Source organism: Stenotrophomonas sp. Marseille-Q5258, from assembly GCF_946900935.1.
In the GTDB taxonomy this organism is placed as follows: domain Bacteria; phylum Pseudomonadota; class Gammaproteobacteria; order Xanthomonadales; family Xanthomonadaceae; genus Stenotrophomonas; species Stenotrophomonas nematodicola.
On sequence record NZ_CAMPPN010000019.1, the window covers coordinates 73006 to 92249 of the forward strand.

Here is a 19244-nt window from a genome sequence, read left to right on the forward strand (position 1 = left end):
TGCCGTCAAGTCCTGCCCACTACGGGATTTCATCGGCCTGTGCAATAGCTGTGGATCATTTTGTGAATAACTTCGGGACAACCATTCCCGGCCTCCCTCGTCGGTGGTAGTCTGCGCCATCCATTCTTCCCCCTTCCGGCCTGCGGTGCGGCGGTTTTTTACGCCTATGCGCTGGCCCCAGACGATTATTGCCGATGGATGCCTGGTCCCGTTGTCTCGAACGCCTTGAAGCGGAGTTTCCGCCTGAGGATGTTCACACCTGGTTGAAGCCGCTGCAGGCAGATCTGCGCGCGGACAGCCTGGTGCTTTATGCGCCAAACGCCTTCATCGTCGACCAGGTGCGCGAGCTGTACCTGGCACGCATCAAGGAACTGCTGACGCACTTCGCCGGTTTCGGCGACGTTTTTCTTGAAATCGGCTCGCGTCCGCGCCCGGTGGAGCCGCAGATTGCGCCGATTTCGGGCTTCACCGCCCCGGTGGTGCCGGCCGAGCCGCTGGTACCGTTCGCCGGCAACCTGGATTCGCACTACACCTTCGCCAACTTCGTGGAAGGCCGCAGCAACCAGCTGGGTCTGGCCGCGGCGTTCCAGGCGGCGCAGAAACCCGGCGATCGCGCCCATAACCCGTTGTTGCTGTACGGCGGCACCGGTCTGGGCAAGACCCACCTGATGTTCGCGGCCGGCAATGCGATGCGCCAGGCCAACCCGGCCGCCAAGGTGCTCTACCTGCGTTCGGAACAGTTCTTCAGCGCGATGATCCGTGCGTTGCAGGAAAAGACCATGGATCAGTTCAAGCGCCAGTTCCAGCAGGTGGACGCGCTGCTGATCGATGACATCCAGTTTTTCGCCGGCAAGGATCGGACCCAGGAAGAGTTCTTCCACACGTTCAACGCCCTGTTCGACGGCAAGCAGCAGATCATCCTGACCTGCGACCGGTACCCGCGCGAAGTCGAGGGCCTGGAAGCACGGCTGAAGTCGCGGCTGGCCTGGGGCCTGTCGGTGGCCATCGAGCCACCGGACTTCGAGACCCGCGCGGCCATCGTGCTCGCCAAGGCCCGCGAGCGCGGTGCTGAGATCCCCGACGATGTGGCGTTTCTGATTGCCAAGAAGATGCGCTCCAATGTTCGCGACCTCGAGGGTGCGCTGAATACGTTGACCGCCCGCGCCAATTTCACCGGCCGTGCGATCACCACCGACTTCGCCCAGGAAACCCTGCGCGATCTGCTGCGTGCCCAGCAGCAGGCCATCAGCATTCCCAACATCCAGAAAACCGTTGCCGACTACTACGGGCTGCAGATCAAGGATCTGCTGTCCAAGCGCCGGACCCGGTCGTTGGCCCGTCCCCGCCAGGTGGCGATGGCGCTGACCAAGGAACTGACCGAGCACAGCCTGCCGGAAATCGGCGACGCGTTTGCCGGCCGGGACCACACCACGGTGCTGCATGCCTGCCGCCAGATCCGCACGCTGATGGAGACCGACGGCAAGTTGAGGGAAGACTGGGACAAGCTGATCCGGAAGTTGAGCGAATGATGCATGTACGCCGCTGAGGCGTCATCGCATAAAACGGTGCAGAATCCGGTAGCAAGCACGGGACAGGCTGTGGATAAAAAAGCCCGCTGAATCTGCGGCAGAATTATCCACAGCTTTCCCCACCCCTTGAGGGGCAGTAATGCAGAGGGTTTCGCGGTCGGAAACTCTTTTATTTACAAAGACTTAGCTGTGTTTTCCAGCGATTCTGGCGCTACCAGCACCACCAGGCTTTTGATTTATTCCACATTTTTTTAAAGCATAGGGGCACGGAACCACATGCGTTTCACACTGCAGCGCGAAGCCTTTCTCAAGCCGTTGGCACAAGTCGTCAACGTGGTCGAACGCCGCCAGACCCTGCCGGTTCTGGCAAATTTCCTGGTCCAGGTCCAGAACGGACAGCTTTCGCTGACCGGCACGGACCTGGAAGTGGAGATGGTGTCGCGGATCGCGGTGGAAGATGCCCAGGACGGCGAGACCACCATCCCCGCCCGCAAGCTGTTCGAGATCATCCGCGCCCTGCCCGACGGCAGCCGGATCACCGTCTCGCAGACCGGTGACAAGATCACCGTGCAGGCAGGCCGCAGCCGCTTCACCCTGGCAACGCTGCCGGCCAACGACTTCCCGTCTGTCGACGAAGTCGAAGCCACCGAGCGTGTCGCCATCGGCGAAGCCACCCTGAAGGAGCTGATCGAGCGCACTGCATTCGCGATGGCCCAGCAGGACGTGCGCTACTACCTCAACGGCCTGTTGTTCGACCTGCGCGGCGATGCCCTGCGGACCGTGGCAACCGACGGTCACCGTCTGGCGCTGTGCGAAACCGAACTGGAAAAAGCCAGTGGTGCCAAGCGTCAGATCATCGTGCCGCGCAAGGGCGTGACCGAACTGCAGCGGCTGCTGGAAAGCGGCGATCGCGAGATCGAGCTGGAAGTCGGCCGCAGCCACGTGCGGGTCAAGCGCGACGATGTGACGTTCACCTCCAAGCTGATCGACGGCCGCTTCCCGGATTACGAGGCCGTGATCCCGATTGGCGCCGACCGCGAAGTGAAGGTTGATCGCGAAGCGCTGCGTGCCTCGCTGCAGCGCGCCGCGATCCTGTCCAACGAGAAGTACCGCGGCATCCGCGTCGAAGTTTCGCCGGGCAACCTCAAGATCAGCGCGCACAACCCCGAGCAGGAAGAAGCCCAGGAAGAGATCGAGGCCGACACCACGGTCAGCGATCTGGCCATCGGCTTCAACGTGAACTATCTGCTGGATGCACTGTCGGCCCTGCGCGACGAGCACGTCGTGATCCAGCTGCGCGATTCCAACTCGTCGGCGCTGGTGCGTGAAGCCAGCAGCGAGAAGTCGCGCCATGTGGTGATGCCGCTTCGCCTCTGACCGATGCACGGTTCCACGTGGAACAGACTGATCAGGAACACCCGGCCGAGCGCCGGGTTTTCTTTTGGCTGCAGTGTTGTTCCACGTGGAGCATTCGCGAACCGTATCTGCATCGGCAACACGGCTCCAGTTCACTCCGAGTTCCACACGACCCTCTCGAGGACGGCAGCGCGAGCGCGGGCAGAGGTGAGCACATCCGGCGGCGTCGGGACGGCGCGATTCAACGTTCTTCTCGATTCACGCGGCAGCAGATTTGACGCTGCCGTAGGAGTGGTTCTTCCAGCGTCTGGATCACAGCTCTATGCTTTAAAAACTGTATATAAATCTAAAGCTAGGTGGTGATGGTAGGGCCAGATTTGGTTGAAAAGTACCTTATCTCATTGAAAGTAAAGGGGAAATGGACCTCGAAACCCCCGGTAAAACAGGCCCTGAGCCTGGGGTTGAACCTGTGGATATCTTTAAGGGCACCCGGAGGGACCTTTTTTATCCACAGGTTGCGCAGAGATTGTGCATAAGTCATACAGAGGCCCTGTGGACAGCCAATGCCGGTACCCGTGAATCCCTTGCGATCTGCTCACCGAACCCTTGGGCGGTCCCTCAGATTTCAAGAAATCAACGCCCCCACATGGCCCGAAATTCTTGAAATCTGCACGGCTGCACCCCAGATGCCGGCGCAGATTTCAACGAATTCGAGGACGTTCCACGTGGTCGATGCGGCCGGATCGAGTGTCCGGTGGACCCGAGTGGGTACGGGGCCGTGGAACCTGCCCGATGCAGTAAGCTGACTGATTACCCCTACCCTTCCCGGCCGTCGGCCCAGATCGTCCGTATGCACATCCGTCGTTTGTCCCTGCACCAGATCCGCCGCTTCGACAGCGTGGACCTGGCACCGCAACCGGGCATCAATCTGATCACTGGCGACAACGGCGCGGGCAAAACCAGCGTGCTCGAGGCGTTGCACGTGATGGCATACGGCCGCAGCTTCCGCGGTCGCGTTCGCGACGGCCTGGTGCGTCAGGGGCAGGAAGCGCTGGATGTATTCGTCGAATGGGACGAGCAGCGCCGCGGTGCCGTGGCGCCGACGCGGCGAAAGGCCGGGCTTCGCCACAGTGGCCAGGAATGGAGGGGTCGACTGGATGGCGAAGACGTCGCCCAGCTCGGCAACCTGTGTGCCGCCCTGGCGGTGGTGACCTTCGAGCCGGGCAGCCACGCGCTGGTCAGCGGCGGGGGCGAACCACGCCGTCGGTTCCTCGATTGGGGCTTGTTCCACGTGGAACCCGACTTTCTGGCGCTGTGGCGGCGCTATTCGCGGGCCCTGAAGCAGCGCAACGCCCTGCTCAAGCAAGGTGGGCATACCAATGCCCTCGATGCCTGGGACCACGAGCTGGCCGAGGCGGGTGAGCCGCTGACCACGCGGCGCCAGCACTACCTGGAGCGGCTGCAGGACCGTACGATCGAGCTGGCGCACGCGTTGGCGCCGAACCTCGGCATCCAGTCGCTGAGTCTCAACCCCGGCTGGCGCAAGCAGGACCTGTCGCTGTCCGATGCGCTGCTGCTGGCGCGGGAACGTGACCGCATGGCCGGCTACACCTCGGTGGGACCGCATCGTGCCGACTGGAGTGTGGGCTTTGCCAGCATTCCCGGGCGCGATGCACTGTCGCGCGGCCAGGCCAAGCTCACCGCGCTCACCTGCCTGCTGGCGCAGGCCGAAGACTATGCCGAGCAGCGCGGCGAATGGCCGGTGATCGCCTTGGATGACCTGGCTTCGGAGCTGGATCGCACCCATCAGGCGCGGGTGCTGGATCGCCTGCGCGCCGGGCCCGCCCAGATATTCATCACTGCCACGGAGACGCCGGCGGCGTTGGCGGATGTCAGCGACATCGCCCGGTTCCACGTGGAACATGGGCAGGTCCAGCCTGTGCCATAGTGGTCGGCAAGGGGCCCCGTCCCCCGACTGGTATAATTGCTGTTGCAACCCCTTATCTCTCGGCGCCCTGCCTCACGGCGGTGGCCCGACCTGCGGAGCCTACGGCAAGCGCAATGACTGAAGAACAGAACACCCCGGCAACTACCGGCAATTACGACGCCAACAGCATCACCGCCCTGGAAGGCCTGGAGGCAGTCCGCAAGCGTCCCGGCATGTACATCGGTGACGTCCATGACGGCACCGGTCTGCACCACATGGTGTTCGAGGTGGTCGACAACTCCATCGACGAAGCCTTGGCCGGCCATGCCGATCACGTGGCGGTGACGATTCACGCCGATGGGTCGGTGTCGGTGTCCGACAACGGTCGCGGTATCCCGACCGGCAAGCACGAGCAGATGAGCAAGAAGCTCGATCGCGAGGTCTCCGCGGCGGAAGTCGTGATGACCGTGCTGCACGCCGGCGGCAAGTTCGACGACAACAGCTACAAGGTGTCCGGCGGTCTGCACGGTGTCGGTGTCAGCGTGGTCAACGCGCTGTCGCAGAAGCTGCTGCTGGACATTTATCAGGGCGGCTTCCACTACCAGCAGGAATACAGCGACGGTGCGGCGCTGGTCCCGCTCACGCAGGTGGAGCCCAGCAGCAAGCGCGGCACCACCCTGCGCTTCTGGCCGTCGGTGAAGGCGTTCCACGACAACGTGGAATTCCACTACGAGATCCTGGCCCGTCGTCTGCGCGAACTGTCGTTCCTCAACTCCGGCGTCAAGATCGTCCTGATCGATGAGCGCGGCGATGGCCGGCGCGACGACTTCCACTACGAAGGCGGCATCCGCAGCTTCGTGGAGCATCTGGCCCAGTTGAAGACCCCGCTGCACCCGAACGTGATCTCGGTGACCGGCGAGTCCAACGGCATCACCGTGGAAGTGGCGTTGCAGTGGACCGATTCCTACCAGGAAACGATGTACTGCTTCACCAACAATATCCCGCAGAAGGACGGCGGTACCCACCTGGCCGGTTTCCGCGGTGCGCTGACCCGTGTGCTCAACAACTACATCGAGCAGAACGGCATCGCCAAGCAGGCCAAGATCAACCTGACCGGCGACGACATGCGCGAAGGCATGATCGCGGTGCTGTCGGTGAAGGTGCCCGATCCGAGCTTCTCCAGCCAGACCAAGGAAAAGCTGGTCAGCTCGGATGTGCGTCCGGCCGTGGAAAGCGCGTTCGGCCAGCGGCTGGAAGAGTTCCTGCAGGAAAACCCGAACGAAGCCAAGGCGATCGCCGGCAAGATCGTCGACGCCGCCCGTGCGCGCGAAGCCGCCCGCAAGGCCCGCGACCTGACCCGCCGCAAGGGCGCGCTGGACATCGCCGGCCTGCCGGGCAAGCTCGCCGACTGCCAGGAAAAGGACCCGGCGCTGTCCGAACTGTTCATTGTCGAGGGTGACTCGGCAGGTGGCTCGGCCAAGCAGGGCCGCAACCGCAAGAACCAGGCGGTGCTGCCGCTGCGCGGCAAGATCCTCAACGTGGAACGCGCCCGCTTCGATCGCATGCTCGCCTCCGACCAGGTCGGTACGCTGATCACCGCGCTCGGCACCGGCATTGGCCGGGACGAGTACAACCCGGACAAGCTGCGTTACCACCGCATCATCATCATGACCGACGCCGACGTCGACGGCGCGCACATCCGCACGCTGCTGCTGACGTTCTTCTACCGTCAGATGCCGGAGCTGATCGAGCGCGGTCACGTCTACATCGGTCTGCCGCCGCTGTACAAGATCAAGCAGGGCAAGCAGGAGCTGTACCTGAAGGACGATCCTGCGCTGGACGCCTACCTGGCCAGCAGCGCCGTGGAGAACGCATCGCTGGTGCCGGCCGATGGCGAGCCCGGCATCGAAGGCGTGGGTCTGGAAAAGCTGCTGCTCACCTACGCTGCGGCGCAGGACGCGATCAGCCGCAATGCCCATCGCTACGATCGCCAGCTGCTCGAAGCCCTGATCGACTTCACCCCGATGGACCTGGAACACCTGCGCAAGGCCGGTGCCGAAGAAGGCCTGGCCGCGCTGGCCACCCGCCTCAACCAGGGCAGCCTGGGCTCGCCGCGGTACAGCCTGCAGCTGCAGGAACCCACCGACGAGCGTCCGGCGGCCGTGCTGGTCACGCGTCGCCACATGGGCGAAGAGCTGATCCAGGTACTGCCGTTGAGTGCCTTCGAAACCGGCGAACTGCGCGCCCTGCACCAGTCCTCGCTGCTGCTGCACGGCCTGGTCCGTGCTGGCGCGAAGATCAGCCGTGGCGCCAAGTCGGTGGAGGTCGAGAGTTTCTCGCAGGCACGCGACTGGCTGCTGGACGAAGCCAAGAAGGGCCGCCAGATCCAGCGCTTCAAGGGCCTGGGCGAAATGAATCCGGAACAGCTGTGGGACACCACGGTCAATCCGGATACCCGTCGCCTGCTGCAGGTGCGCATCGAAGACGCGGTCGCCGCCGACCAGATCTTCAGCACCCTGATGGGCGATGTGGTCGAGCCGCGCCGTGACTTCATCGAAGACAACGCGCTGAAGGTCGCCAACCTGGATATCTGACACAATCGGGGCAAGGCCGGCCGGGTGCGACCTGCACCCTGGCCGGCCATCGTCTCCCGATGCCAGGAATCCGATGTCCGCTACCGCCCCGGCGTCCATGACGCCTCCCCTGCCGCCGACGGTTCCGCCGGCGACCAGCAAACCCGGCTCCCCGTTGGCCGGTTTCTTCATCGATCTGGGCATCGCCGCGATCGTACTGTTCGGGTTGAGCCTGATGGCCGGCCTGGTCTGGGGCGTGTATCGCGGCATCATGGTCGGCTATGCCGCCGCCAAGAGTGGCGATACGGTGGGTTCGGCCGCCGACCTCACCGCACAGTTGGGCCAACCCGGCGCACTCGCCCAGATTCTGATGGCGCTCATCGCCACCGGCGGTGCCGCCCTGCTGCTGTACTTCTGGCGCCGTCGCGCCACCCCCGTGGAACAGGCCGCGTCGCGCAGCGCCGCCCGCCGCCCCGGCACCTGGGGCTGGACCGTCCTCGTCGCTGCCGGCGTCGTGATCGGCAGCAACGGCATTGCCTTCCTGGCCAAGCAGGCCGGCATCGAGCCGGTCCCGACCAACCTTGGCCTGATGGAACAGGCGCTGTCGCGCTTTCCGCTCTTCCTGGCGCTGTTTGCTGTCGTGCTTGCGCCGGCCTATGAAGAACTGCTGTTCCGCCGGGTCCTGTTCGGGCGCCTGTGGCAGGCCGGCCGGCCGCTGCTCGGCATGCTGCTGAGCAGCCTGGCCTTCGCCCTGGTTCATGAGATTCCCGGCACCAGCGCCAACGGCCCGCTGGAAATCGCGCAGCTGTGGCTGGTCTACGGTGGCATGGGTGCGGCCTTCGCCTGGCTGTACCAGAAGACCGGCACCCTGTGGGCACCGATCGTCGCGCACGGCCTGAACAACGCGATCGCCCTGGCAGCGCTGGTATTCCTCGGCCTGCACTGAACCGCTGGGCCGATTGACGAAAAATTAAGCCGTCACATACGACACTGCGGACATGAACACGGGGGACGCATTGATGAAACCAGTTCTGTTGGGACTTGCGATCGCGCTGCTGGTCAGCGCATGCGCGACCACCACCTCGCCGACCGGTCGGCGTCAGATGGTGGGCGGCGTGTCCCAGGCCGAGCTGGACCAGCTCGGCGCCCAGGCGTTCGCCCAGACCAAGCAGAAGGAAAAAGTCAGCACTGACGGCCGGCAGAATTCCTACGTGCAGTGCGTGGTCGATGCGCTGGTCGCACAGTTGCCGCCTCAGTACCGTGGCGTACGGTGGGAAACGGCCGTGTTCGTCGACAGCGAACCCAACGCGTTCGCCCTGCCCGGCGGCAAGGTCGGGGTGAACTCGGGCATCCTCACCGTCGCCAAAAACCAGGACCAGCTCGCCGCCGTGATCGGGCACGAGATCGGGCACGTGATCGCCCGCCACCACGAGGAGCGCATCACCCGCCAGATGGGCGCGCAGACCGGCCTGAGCGTGCTCGGCATGCTCGCCGGCGCTGCGTACGGCGATGCTGCGGCCAGTACGGTCAACCAGCTCGGCGGCATGACCGCGCAGACCGCCTTCCTGCTGCCCGGCTCGCGCACCCAGGAATCCGAAGCGGACGTGCTGGGCCAGCGCCTGATGGCCGAGGCCGGTTTCGATCCGGCGCAGGCGGTCAATCTGTGGCAGAACATGATGGCGGCCAGCAGCGGGCGCTCACCGCAGTGGATGTCCACCCACCCCGATCCCAGCAACCGGATCCGGGAACTGCAGCGCGACGCGCCCGCCCTCGCAGACGTGTACCAGCAGGCCCAGGCGGCCGGGCGGCGTCCACGGTGCGGATGATTCGACCAAAGGATGCTGTATTGCAGCATCGGAAACGATTTCTCACGCCATCGGTTTCTGATACGTTTGGCGGCTCAGATTTTTCTGACAGTCCGTTTTGATGCCGCCACGGCGGTTCCGATCGAGGTGAAAGATGATTTTCAGCAACCACAAGCAAGCCGTGCTTTCCGTCCTCATCGCGACCGCACTCGGTGGCGTGGTCGTCACCGATGCCGTCGCCCAGACGCGTTCGACCGATCGTTCCAGTGATCGCCGCGGTGGAAAGCAGGCCAAGGCCGAAGTGCTTTTCCCGAACGCGACCCGCCAGGAGCCGACCGTCAAGGCCTCTGCCAAGATGGGCAGCAAGCTGCAGAAGCTGGTAGACAACTACAACAAGCAGAAGTTCCCGGAAACCCGCGCCCAGGCTGACGAGATCCTCGCCAACGCCGACGCCAATGCCTACGACAAGTCGCTGGCTGCGCAGCTGGCCTCGCAGGCCGCCTACCAGACCGAAGACAACGCAGCGGCCAAGAAGTATCTGCAGCAGGCGCTGGACTTCAACGGCCTGGACAACAACGGCTACTTCCAGTCGATGCTGATGCTCGGCCAGCTGCAGCTGCAGGACGACCAGCTCCAGGAAGGCCTGGCCACGCTGGACAAGTACTTCGCCGAGAGCAAGTCGGCCAAGCCGGAAGAACTGGTGATCAAGGGCCAGGCCCTGTACCAGATGCAGCGCTACGCCGATGCCATCCCGGTGCTGCAGCAGGCCATCGCCGGTGCCACCGAACCGAAGGACAGCTGGAACCAGCTGCTGATGGCCGCCATGTCCGAAGCCGGCCAGACCGGTGAAGCGGTCAAGCAGGCCGAAGCGCTGGCCGCCCGCAACCCGAACGACAAGAAAGCCCAGCTGAACCTGGCCAGCATGTACATGCAGGCCGACCAGATGGACAAGGCCGCCTCGGTGATGGACAAGCTGCGCGCCTCCGGCCAGCTCACCGAAGAGCGTGAGTACAAGCAGCTGTACTCGATCTATGCCAACACCGACAACAAGGAAAAGGACGTCATCGCGGTCATCAACGAAGGGTTGCAGAAGGGCATCCTGAAGCCGGACTACCAGGTGTACCTGGCGCTGGCCCAGTCCTACTACTACTCCGACCAGGTGCCGCAGGCCATCGAGGCGTGGCAGAAGGCCGCCCCGCTTTCCAAGGACGGTGAAACCTACCTGAATCTGGCACGTGTTTTGCACAGTGAAGGTCGCATCCCGGAGGCCAAGCAGGCCGCCCAGCAGGCGCTGGCAAAGGGTGTGAAGAACCAGGCGGATGCCAAGAAAATCATCAACCTGAAGTAAGTAGGAATAACGCCTGAACGCCCGCGCGATTGATGCGCAGGCGCTCAGGATTGGTATAAGCTTGGAGGTTCCTGCGGTGTCATGCACCGCTGATCATGGGCTACCTGTCCCCGGGTATCCCGGCCCCACTAATGAGCTCTTGGCGCATGACGGAACAACTAGTCGTTCACAGGTACGAACAACGCGATGACACCGGCTTCAGCTGGCCGCGTATCGTGGGTATCGCTTTTGTAATCGCACTGCATCTCGCCGCCTTCATGATGCTTCTGATCCCGGCTGTGGCTCCCAAGGCCGCTGCGGAGAAGGAACGCAACATCATGGTGACCCTGGTCGACGCTCCGCCGCCGCCGGGGAAGAACCTGTCGCCGCCGAAGCCCTCGCCGGTGCCGCCGCCGCCGCAGGCGCCTGTGGTCGACGTCCCGGAACCGCGTCCGAACGACATCGTCACGCCGCCGTCGCCCCCCTCGCCGCCGGCTCCGCCGACGTCGATCGAGGCAAGCGTCGACATCTCGTCGAAGAACATGAACCCCCCGCGCTACCCGCCGGCCGCGTTCCGCGCAGGTATCCAGGGTGAAGTCATCCTGATCATTGATGTCGATGCCAACGGCAACGTCACCAATGTCTCGGTCGAGAAGTCCAGCCGTAACCGTGACCTTGACCGCGCCGCGATGGAAGCAGCTCGCAAGTGGAGCTTCCGTGCTGCGGAGTCGGGCGGGAAGAAGGTCGCAGGTCGCGTTCGCGTCCCGGTCAACTTTGCGCTGAACTGATGGTCGCCGGTGGCCCGCCGGCCACCGTTCCATCGGTTGTTTCTAGCCACACCCTTTATCACCACACACAACAAAGGTAAGCGTCATGCTGCAGGAAATTTTCATCGCCGCTGCTGCCGGGGGCAACTCGTCGAACGCCCTCTCGCAGATGGGCTTCGAGCACCTGATCCACGAAATGACCACCAAGCCGGGCGACTTCGCCGTCTCCTGGGTCGTGCTGCTGACCCTGGTCATCATGTCCGCCATGTCCTGGTACTGGACCGTCATCAACATCTTCCGCGCTACCCGCCTGAAGAGCGCTGCTGACAAGGTCGTGAGCCTGTTCTGGGATACCCCGAACGCCCAGGACGCCATCCGTGCGATGGAAGAGCAGCCGGCTTCCGAGCCCTTCTCGAAGATCGCCCTGGACGCTGCGCAGGCCGCTGCCCACCACCAGCGTGCCGAAGGCGGCGCCACCGGTGGCCTGGGTGAGAACCTGAGCCGTTCGGAGTTCGTCGACCGCGCCCTGCGTCAGGCCGTGACCCGCGAAAGCAACAACCTGCAGTCGGGCATGACCCTGCTGGCCACCGTCGGCGCAACCGCTCCGTTCGTGGGTCTGCTGGGTACCGTGTGGGGCATCTACGGCGCGCTGATCAAGATCGGTGCAACCGGTTCGGCCTCCATCGACGCCGTTGCCGGCCCGGTGGGTGAAGCCCTGATCATGACCGCCATCGGTCTGTTCGTGGCAATCCCGGCCGTGTTCGCCTTCAACTTCTTCAGCAAGATCAACAGCGCCACGATCAGCAAGTTCGATACGTTCGCTCACGACCTGCACGACTTCTTCGCCACCGGTTCGCGCGTCCGCTAATTGCGACGCGCTGTACCCAGGCGAGAACGTAGTCAACACGATCTAGACGGAGCCCGTTATGGCTTTCAGTAGTGGTAACAGCGGCGGCCCCATGGCCGACATCAACGTTACGCCCCTCGTGGACGTGATGCTGGTGCTGCTGATCATCTTCATCATCACGGCGCCCCTGATGTCCCACAAGGTCAAGGTGGATCTGCCGGAGGCCAACCTGGTGCAGAACCCGGAAGACGCTGAAAAGCGTTCGGGCCCGATCACCCTGGCAGTCAAGGAAGACGGCTCGATCTACTGGAACGACGAGGAAATCGACAAGCAGACCCTCGAGTCTCGCCTGGCGACCGCCGCCCAGCAGACCCCGCAGCCGCCGCTCAACCTGCGTGGTGACCGCACCACCAAGATGCGCGTCATCAACGAGATGACCAAGGTTGCGCAGGAACAGGGCATGCTCGATGTTGGCTTCGTTGCCACCAAAGAGAAGGGGCAGTAAGTCATGGCATTCAGTACCGGTGGTAACAAGGGCCCAATGGCCGACATCAACGTCACGCCCCTCGTGGACGTGATGCTGGTGCTGCTGATCATCTTCATCGTCACCGCGCCGATCATGACCTACCCGATCGCCGTGGACCTGCCGCAGCGTGTGCTCAACCCACCGCCGCAGCTGGTCGAGCCGCCGCCGCCGATCGAGCTGAAGGTGGATGCCAGCAACCAGGTGACGTGGAACAACAGTCCGGTTCCCGTGCACGAGCTGCAGCAGCGCATGGAGCAGGAGGTCCAGAAGGACCCGACGAACCAGCCGGAATTGCGCATCGACGCCAGCCCGGACTCCGAGTACGACGTGATGGCCAAGGTGTTGGCTGCCGCGAAGAATGCTCAGATGAAGAAGATCGGTTTCGTACAGCAGTAATACGCAAGACCACAGTCATGACGCGACTGGAAAACGCCCCTGGAGACAGGGGCGTTTTTTTTTGGCGCCGCGCTGGAGGCACAGCCCGCTATCATCCGCACATGCTCGCCACCTTCCATACCCTCCGCGACTGGATCGCGGGCATTCCCCACCTGGGCCCGCTGCTTGCCGTGGCCTACGTGCTGTACCTGCTCTGGCTGACCGGCTGGATCATGCTGCAGAAGCGCGAGCCGGTGGCCACGCTGAGCTGGATCCTGTCGCTGGCCGCCCTGCCCTACCTCGGCCTCTTCATCTACTACCTGCTCGGCCCGCAGAAGGTGAAGCGCCAGCGCCTGCGCCGCGGGCGCTCGCGGTCAGGCATGGAGCATTACAGCAGCGTGTGTCCGCCCGATGCCGACTGCACCGAGCTGGCCAAGATCGCCCAGGCCACCACCGGCCTGGCCCCCAGCTCGGCTACCGAGGTCGAATGGCTGGTGGATGGCGCGGCCACCTACCGGGCCCTGCTGGCGGCCATCGCGCAGGCGCGTGACCACCTGCACCTGGAGTACTACATCTTCAACCCCGACCACGCCGGCACCGCCCTGCGCGACGCACTGGTGGAGCGCGCCCGCGCCGGCGTACGCGTGCGGCTTCTGCTCGATGCGGTGGGCTCCTCGGCGATCCGCAAACGCTTCCTGGCGCCGCTGCGCGAGGCAGGCGCCGAGGTGGTGTGGTTCCATCCACGGCAGCTGCTCAAGCCGTTCAAGCGGCCAGGGCTCAACATGCGCACGCACCGCAAGCTGGTCATCATCGACGGCCGCGAAGCCTTCACCGGCGGCATCAACATCACCGACGAGGAAGATGAGAGCCGCCGCGCCGATGCGTACCGCGACCTGCACATGCGCCTTCGCGGCCACGTCGTGCGCAGCCTCCAGCTTGTCTTCATCGAAGACTGGATCTACGCCAGCGGCGAACCGCCCGAGCGCTTCGACATCGCCCAACTGTGGCCCAACGACATGCCCAGTCGGGGCGATGGCCGCATCAATGCGCAGGTGCTGGTATCCGGCCCGGATTCGTCCTGGGAAACGATCCACCGCCTGCATGTGGCCGCCATCCACGAGGCGCGCGAACGGGTCTGGCTGGTCACCCCGTACTTCGTCCCCGGTGAGGCCGCCCGCATGGCGCTGACCTCGGCCGCGCTCGGTGGTCTGGACGTGCGCCTGCTGGTGCCGAAGATGAGCGACTCCTGGTTCGTCACCCAGGCTGCGCGCTCGTACTTCGACGAGCTGCTGCAGGCCGGCGTCAAGATCTACGAGTACGGCCCGCGCATGCTGCATACCAAGGCTTTCATCGCCGACGACGATGTCTGCATCGTCGGCAGCGCCAACTTCGATCACCGCAGCTTCCGCCTCAACTTCGAGCTGTCGATGATGCTCGGCGACGCCGACCGCGTGGCGGCCCTCGCCGCCCTGCTCAGTGCCGAGTTCGACGCCGCTGTGCCGGTGCGCAACGACCGCCAGCGCGCCCTGTGGCGTCACCGGGTGCCCGAAGCCTTCGCCCGCCTGGCCTCGCCGCTGCTCTGAGACCGGCTGCGTGGAACCGCGCTTGGCCTCGGCGCTACACTGGCCGGGTCAAACGGGGAGTGCTGACATGTACTGGTTGTTCCTGCTGCTCGCGCTGGGCTGCTTCGCCCTCGCGCTCAAGGCATCCCAGATGGGATGGATGATGCTGGCACTGGCCGGCACGCTGCTGTTCCTGCTGGCCTGGGTGCGCGGTCTGTACGTTGCCCGCTTCGGTGGGTTGCAGCGCGATACCAGCCAGCTTATCGATCCCCTCGAACTGCGCCGGTTGCGCGAGCAGGCCCAGGCCCGCCAGCAGCCGGCTACCGACGACCCCGACCCCCTGTAGTCCCATGACCCAGCTCAGCGTCAACGTGAACAAGATCGCCGTCCTGCGCAACTCGCGCGGCGGCACCGATCCGGATGTCCTGCAGGCCGCCCGCGCCTGCCTGGACGCTGGCGCGCATGGCATCACGGTGCACCCGCGCCCGGACCGCCGGCATATCCACGCCGAGGATGTGCTGGCGCTGTCGGCGCTGACCACCGCGCGTGGCATCGAGTTCAACATCGAAGGCAATCCTTTCGCCCCGCCGCGCGAGGGCTATCCGGGCCTGCTGCCGCTGTGCGAGCAGACCCGCCCCGCGCAGGCAACGCTGGTGCCCGATGGCGACGGCCAGCTCACCTCCGACCACGGCTTCGACTTCGCCCGTGACGCCGAGCGCCTGCGCCCGCTGATCGCCGCACTGAAGTCCTACGGGTGCCGGGTCAGCCTGTTCGTCGATGCCGGCAACCCGGACCTGGCCCAGGCTGCTGCCATCGGCGCCGACCGCATCGAGCTCTACACCGGCCCCTATGCCGAGGCCCACGCCGCCGGCGATGCCACCGCCATGCTGGCCCTGTTCGCCGACGCTGCCCGCCGGGCCCAGGCGGTGGGCCTGGGGGTCAACGCCGGGCACGACCTGTCGCAGGACAACCTCGCCGACTTCCTGCGCGCCGTCCCTGACGTGCTGGAAGTCTCGATCGGCCATGCGCTGATCAGCGAAGCCCTGTACGACGGCCTCGACGCCACAGTGAAAGGCTACCTGGCGCTGCTCTGAGACCCATCGCTGACGTGGCGTGACCCGTCAGCGTGGCCTGTGGACAACATTGGGGATCAACCCGCGCCCAGGGCCCGCAAACCCAGCAGGCACAAGGGTTCTGCTTCCCTTTTGGGTTGTGGTTAGTAATACTGCTAACCATGCACACGCCGTTGCCAGCCCCTCGCCTGGCTGCGGGGTCTCAATCGCTGAGACCCCGTCCGGCTAGCCTGTGATCATGGGTATCGCGATCAAAGGCCGAGGTTCCACGACGCACCTGGCGGGCCGTTTCGAGGTCACCGTCAGCGAAGCCGTGGACGACGGCTGGGAGCCGGACGACAGCGACGAATTCGCTACTCCGCGCCTGCGCACCGAAGTGCGTGCGGAGACTGCGCGCAGCATCATCAGCCGCAACAAGTCGCCCGACGTCGGCTTCAGCCAATCGGTCAATCCGTACCGCGGTTGCGAGCATGGCTGCTCGTACTGCTTCGCGCGGCCCTCGCATGCCTACCTCAACCTGTCGCCCGGCCTGGACTTCGAAACCAAGCTGTTCGCCAAGACCAACGCCGCCCAGCTGCTGCGCAAGGAACTCTCTCGCCCCGGCTACGTGCCGCAACCGATTGCCCTCGGCATCAACACCGATGCCTACCAGCCGATCGAGCGCAAGCTCAAGCTCACCCGGCAGCTGATCGAGGTGATGCTGGAAACCCAGCACCCGTTCTCGCTGATCACCAAGAACGCGCTGGTGGAGCGCGACATCGACCTGCTCGCGCCGCTGGCCGAGAAGAACCTGGTGAGCGTGCACTTCTCGGTGACCTCGCTGGACCCCCATCTGTCGGCCCGGCTCGAACCGCGTGCCTCGGCCCCGCACGCCCGCCTGCGCGCGATGCGGCGGCTGCACGACGCCGGCATCCCGGTGGGTGTGATGGTGGCTCCGGTGATTCCGTGGATCAACGACGCCGAACTGGAGGCCGTGCTCGAGGCCGCCCACGACGCCGGCGCCTCCACCGCCGGTTACGTGCTGCTGCGCCTGCCGCTGGAAGTGGCCCCGCTGTTCCGAGACTGGCTCGACACCCATCACCCCGACCGCGCCGCCCACGTGATGAGCACCATCAACCAGCTGCGCGGCGGCAAGGACTACAACAGCGCCTTTGGCACCCGCATGCGCGGCGAAGGCGTCTACGCCGACCTGCTCTCCAATCGTTTCAAACTCGCGCGCCGGCGGCTGGGCTTCGATGCGCAGAACAGCCACTGGTCACGCCTGGACTGCAGCCGCTTCCAGCGCCCCTTGCCGCCGCGCGAGGATTCGCCGCAGGGATCGCTGTTCTAGGTCGGCGGCTGGACACCCGGCCGGCCTACGCCAACAATCCGCTGTCGCCCATGAGGGGCGTTCCAGGGGAAAGGACATGAACATCGGTGCCACTACGGCGGTTACCACCGCCGTCAACGCCACCAGCCGCTACTACTATGCCGACTAGAACCAGTTGATGTCCGAGCTGACCGACAGCACCTGGACCAACTACCTTTGGTTCGATGGCGAGCTGGTGGGCCTGGCGCGAAACGGACAGTTGAACTTCGTCCATACCGATCACCTTGGCCGGCCGGACTTCGTGACCAACGCAGGGCGGCAGACGGTCTGGAAGGCATACAACTATGCATATGGACGAAGTGTTCAGCAGGATGATATTGGCGGACTGAACATCGGCTTCCCCGGACAGTACCACGATGCGGAGTCGGGGCTTTGGTACAACGGCTTCCGCGACTACGATGCGAGCATTGCGAGGTATGTGCAGAGCGATCCGATTGGGTTAAGCGGTGGCCTCAATAGCTATGCGGATGTTATGGGCAATCCGATTAACTCCGTTGATTCGTTGGATCTGGCTACAGTGGATCTCGGTAACGGCTTCTGGGGGCGAGTCGATACCTTTAACTATGGCGGGAACGCTTCATTTGAGATTCATGTCTACAATTCAAAAGGCGTAGAGGCTGGCGTATATGGACCTGATGGATGGCTCAATAAGCATGGGCACAAGGGCGCTCCCAATGGTCTTCCCGATGGTGTGGAAGCTCAATGTAAGACTATCTCGGACGACTACTCCCGTCGGGCTGCAATAACCGCTAGAAGAGCATCGCAGAGAGCTTCACGACTTAAATCATTCTTCAAAGGATGGCCACTTATAGGGCCCCTGATTGAAATGACTGCCCCGAGCCCAGACAGAGTTTGCGAGAATATTCCAGGGTATCCTGGATGTGAGGCGATGTGATAAAGCTGGATAGAATCCATTTCGACGGAACAACTTGGGATTTTTCCGAGTATTTTGAGTACATCAGAAGTGTTGCGCACCTGATGCCGCAGCCGCTTGGAGACTATTCGACTGATTGGGAATCCTATGCCCTTAGTGGAACCAAGACACTCCATGACGCCAGGCTGCTGTCAGCGATTCTTGACAAGAAGTACGACGGGAAGTACTCAAATGTTGTTTCGTCCGTCGAGCTGAGCTTCATTGATCAGATGTTCCAAGGAAAAACCACATTGCGGTACGGCGATGTCTCTTCGTACCTCTTCAAGGAAACAGACTCAGATACACATCTGCATGCGGACGTGTTGGTTCACGAGTTCTCAATCGTTTCGCCTGGCCGCTTCAGGCACCGAATCGTGCTTGATCACTCAGGTGAGATCGAGATTGAATTCGGCACTTTCTCCCATGTGTGGAAGAAGGAACTCTAGAAGCCGTTCGAGTCTTTCAGCCGCTGCATCAAGTTGGTATAGGTCGACTGGCATGCCACTGGTCGAGCCGAAGCCGGGCGATAGATGTGGATGCAAGTAGCCGGGAGGGCACAGGGATGCATAGAGTTTACTGTCTTGGTTTCGCTGCGCTTCTCATGGGGGTTATCCCATTTGCCAGTGCTGAAAAGACATGTGCTGGAGGAGATGGTGCGGACGCTTCTTCAGCTCATAGGGTCGCCTGTGAGCACTTTGATCAGGATCTGTCGAAGACGATGCGTGTGGGGGCGCAAGAAGGTCTAAGGGGATTTCTTGCTCGCACGGAGAACTATCAGATAAGAATCAGCCTTGAAGGGGACCACTACACTATTCGTTTCACGCCCTCGGCGTATCCGGGAGGCACGGTGAAGGGGGGAGGCGCCGAGTACATCATCATGAAGTGTTCGCACACGTTTGAGCGTGTGCGTCCTTATATGTAGGGGCTGGCCTATGCCTATGTCAGGGGGAAGCGGTGGCGCGCCCTGCACCGCGGCGCGAGCCGGCACCTACTGCAGTTGATGGTGCCGGCATGCTCAACACCTGGCTCGCGTTGAGGCAACCCCTCTGCGTTTCCGTTGTCGCGGACGTGGGCACACTGGATCTGCGCGATCGTTGTCGCAACCGTCATGGTGGGATGCAGCGACTACTGGGGGGGAGCGGACGTTGAAGCTGCGACGTCCCCCCGGGATTGAGTAGCACGACGGTTTGGAGTCCAATCCTCAACGACAAGGAGATTGGACGTGAAGAAGCGCTTTTCCGAAGAACAGATCATCGGCTTCCTGCGCGAGGCGGAGGCCGGCATGCCGATCAAGG

At 63.6% G+C, this 19244-nt stretch carries 17 protein-coding genes; all 17 read left to right on the forward strand.

Annotation, left to right across the window (positions count from 1 at the left end; all coding sequences use genetic code 11):
- Window positions 1-194: 194 nt before the first annotated feature.
- The 17 genes from dnaA (at window position 195) to OC534_RS14040 (ending at window position 18395) form a co-directional block, all read left to right on the forward strand.
- Window positions 195-1529: a chromosomal replication initiator protein DnaA gene (gene dnaA / locus OC534_RS13960; protein WP_017357097.1), complete on the forward strand. Its 1335-nt coding sequence runs from the start codon at window positions 195-197 to the stop codon at window positions 1527-1529.
- 276 nt (window positions 1530-1805) lie between these two features.
- Window positions 1806-2906, forward strand: a complete 1101-nt coding sequence (gene dnaN, locus OC534_RS13965) for a DNA polymerase III subunit beta (protein ID WP_019184048.1) — start codon at window positions 1806-1808, stop codon at window positions 2904-2906.
- A gap of 829 nt (window positions 2907-3735) precedes the next feature.
- On the forward strand, window positions 3736-4833 hold the full coding sequence (gene recF / locus OC534_RS13970; protein ID WP_262071994.1) for a DNA replication/repair protein RecF: 1098 nt from the start codon (window positions 3736-3738) through the stop codon (window positions 4831-4833).
- Between the two features lie 113 nt (window positions 4834-4946).
- Window positions 4947-7406, forward strand: coding sequence for a DNA topoisomerase (ATP-hydrolyzing) subunit B (gene gyrB, locus OC534_RS13975; protein WP_136005795.1), 2460 nt, complete (start codon window positions 4947-4949; stop codon window positions 7404-7406).
- Between the two features lie 73 nt (window positions 7407-7479).
- Window positions 7480-8331: a CPBP family intramembrane glutamic endopeptidase gene (locus tag OC534_RS13980; protein WP_017357101.1), complete on the forward strand. Its 852-nt coding sequence runs from the start codon at window positions 7480-7482 to the stop codon at window positions 8329-8331.
- Window positions 8332-8404: 73 nt separating this feature from the next.
- A complete protein-coding gene (locus tag OC534_RS13985) occupies window positions 8405-9211 on the forward strand; it encodes a M48 family metallopeptidase (protein ID WP_017357102.1) in 807 nt (268 codons plus the stop codon).
- Window positions 9212-9344: 133 nt separating this feature from the next.
- Window positions 9345-10538 (forward strand): tetratricopeptide repeat protein, encoded by a 1194-nt coding sequence (locus OC534_RS13990; protein WP_136005793.1) that lies wholly within the window; start codon window positions 9345-9347, stop codon window positions 10536-10538.
- A 146-nt stretch (window positions 10539-10684) separates the two neighbouring features.
- Entirely contained in the window at window positions 10685-11305 is a 621-nt protein-coding gene (locus OC534_RS13995; protein ID WP_262071995.1) for an energy transducer TonB, read from the forward strand.
- Between the two features lie 85 nt (window positions 11306-11390).
- Entirely contained in the window at window positions 11391-12152 is a 762-nt protein-coding gene (gene exbB, locus OC534_RS14000) for a TonB-system energizer ExbB (protein ID WP_017356923.1), read from the forward strand.
- A gap of 58 nt (window positions 12153-12210) precedes the next feature.
- A complete protein-coding gene (locus OC534_RS14005) occupies window positions 12211-12636 on the forward strand; it encodes a biopolymer transporter ExbD (RefSeq protein WP_017356924.1) in 426 nt (141 codons plus the stop codon).
- A 3-nt stretch (window positions 12637-12639) separates the two neighbouring features.
- Window positions 12640-13053 (forward strand): biopolymer transporter ExbD, encoded by a 414-nt coding sequence (locus OC534_RS14010; protein ID WP_017356925.1) that lies wholly within the window; start codon window positions 12640-12642, stop codon window positions 13051-13053.
- Between the two features lie 101 nt (window positions 13054-13154).
- A complete protein-coding gene (gene cls, locus OC534_RS14015) occupies window positions 13155-14615 on the forward strand; it encodes a cardiolipin synthase (protein WP_017356926.1) in 1461 nt (486 codons plus the stop codon).
- Window positions 14616-14682: 67 nt separating this feature from the next.
- On the forward strand, window positions 14683-14940 hold the full coding sequence (locus OC534_RS14020; protein WP_017356927.1) for a hypothetical protein: 258 nt from the start codon (window positions 14683-14685) through the stop codon (window positions 14938-14940).
- A gap of 4 nt (window positions 14941-14944) precedes the next feature.
- Complete coding sequence (locus OC534_RS14025; RefSeq protein ID WP_136005788.1) at window positions 14945-15688, forward strand: pyridoxine 5'-phosphate synthase; 744 nt, start codon at window positions 14945-14947, stop codon at window positions 15686-15688.
- A gap of 217 nt (window positions 15689-15905) precedes the next feature.
- Window positions 15906-16997 (forward strand): PA0069 family radical SAM protein, encoded by a 1092-nt coding sequence (locus tag OC534_RS14030; protein ID WP_262071996.1) that lies wholly within the window; start codon window positions 15906-15908, stop codon window positions 16995-16997.
- Window positions 16998-17154: 157 nt separating this feature from the next.
- On the forward strand, window positions 17155-17931 hold the full coding sequence (locus OC534_RS14035) for an RHS repeat-associated core domain-containing protein (RefSeq protein ID WP_262071997.1): 777 nt from the start codon (window positions 17155-17157) through the stop codon (window positions 17929-17931).
- Window positions 17928-18395, forward strand: coding sequence for a hypothetical protein (locus OC534_RS14040; protein ID WP_166472390.1), 468 nt, complete (start codon window positions 17928-17930; stop codon window positions 18393-18395). Before OC534_RS14035 ends, OC534_RS14040 begins: the two co-directional genes overlap by 4 nt.
- Window positions 18396-19244 lie beyond the last annotated feature (849 nt).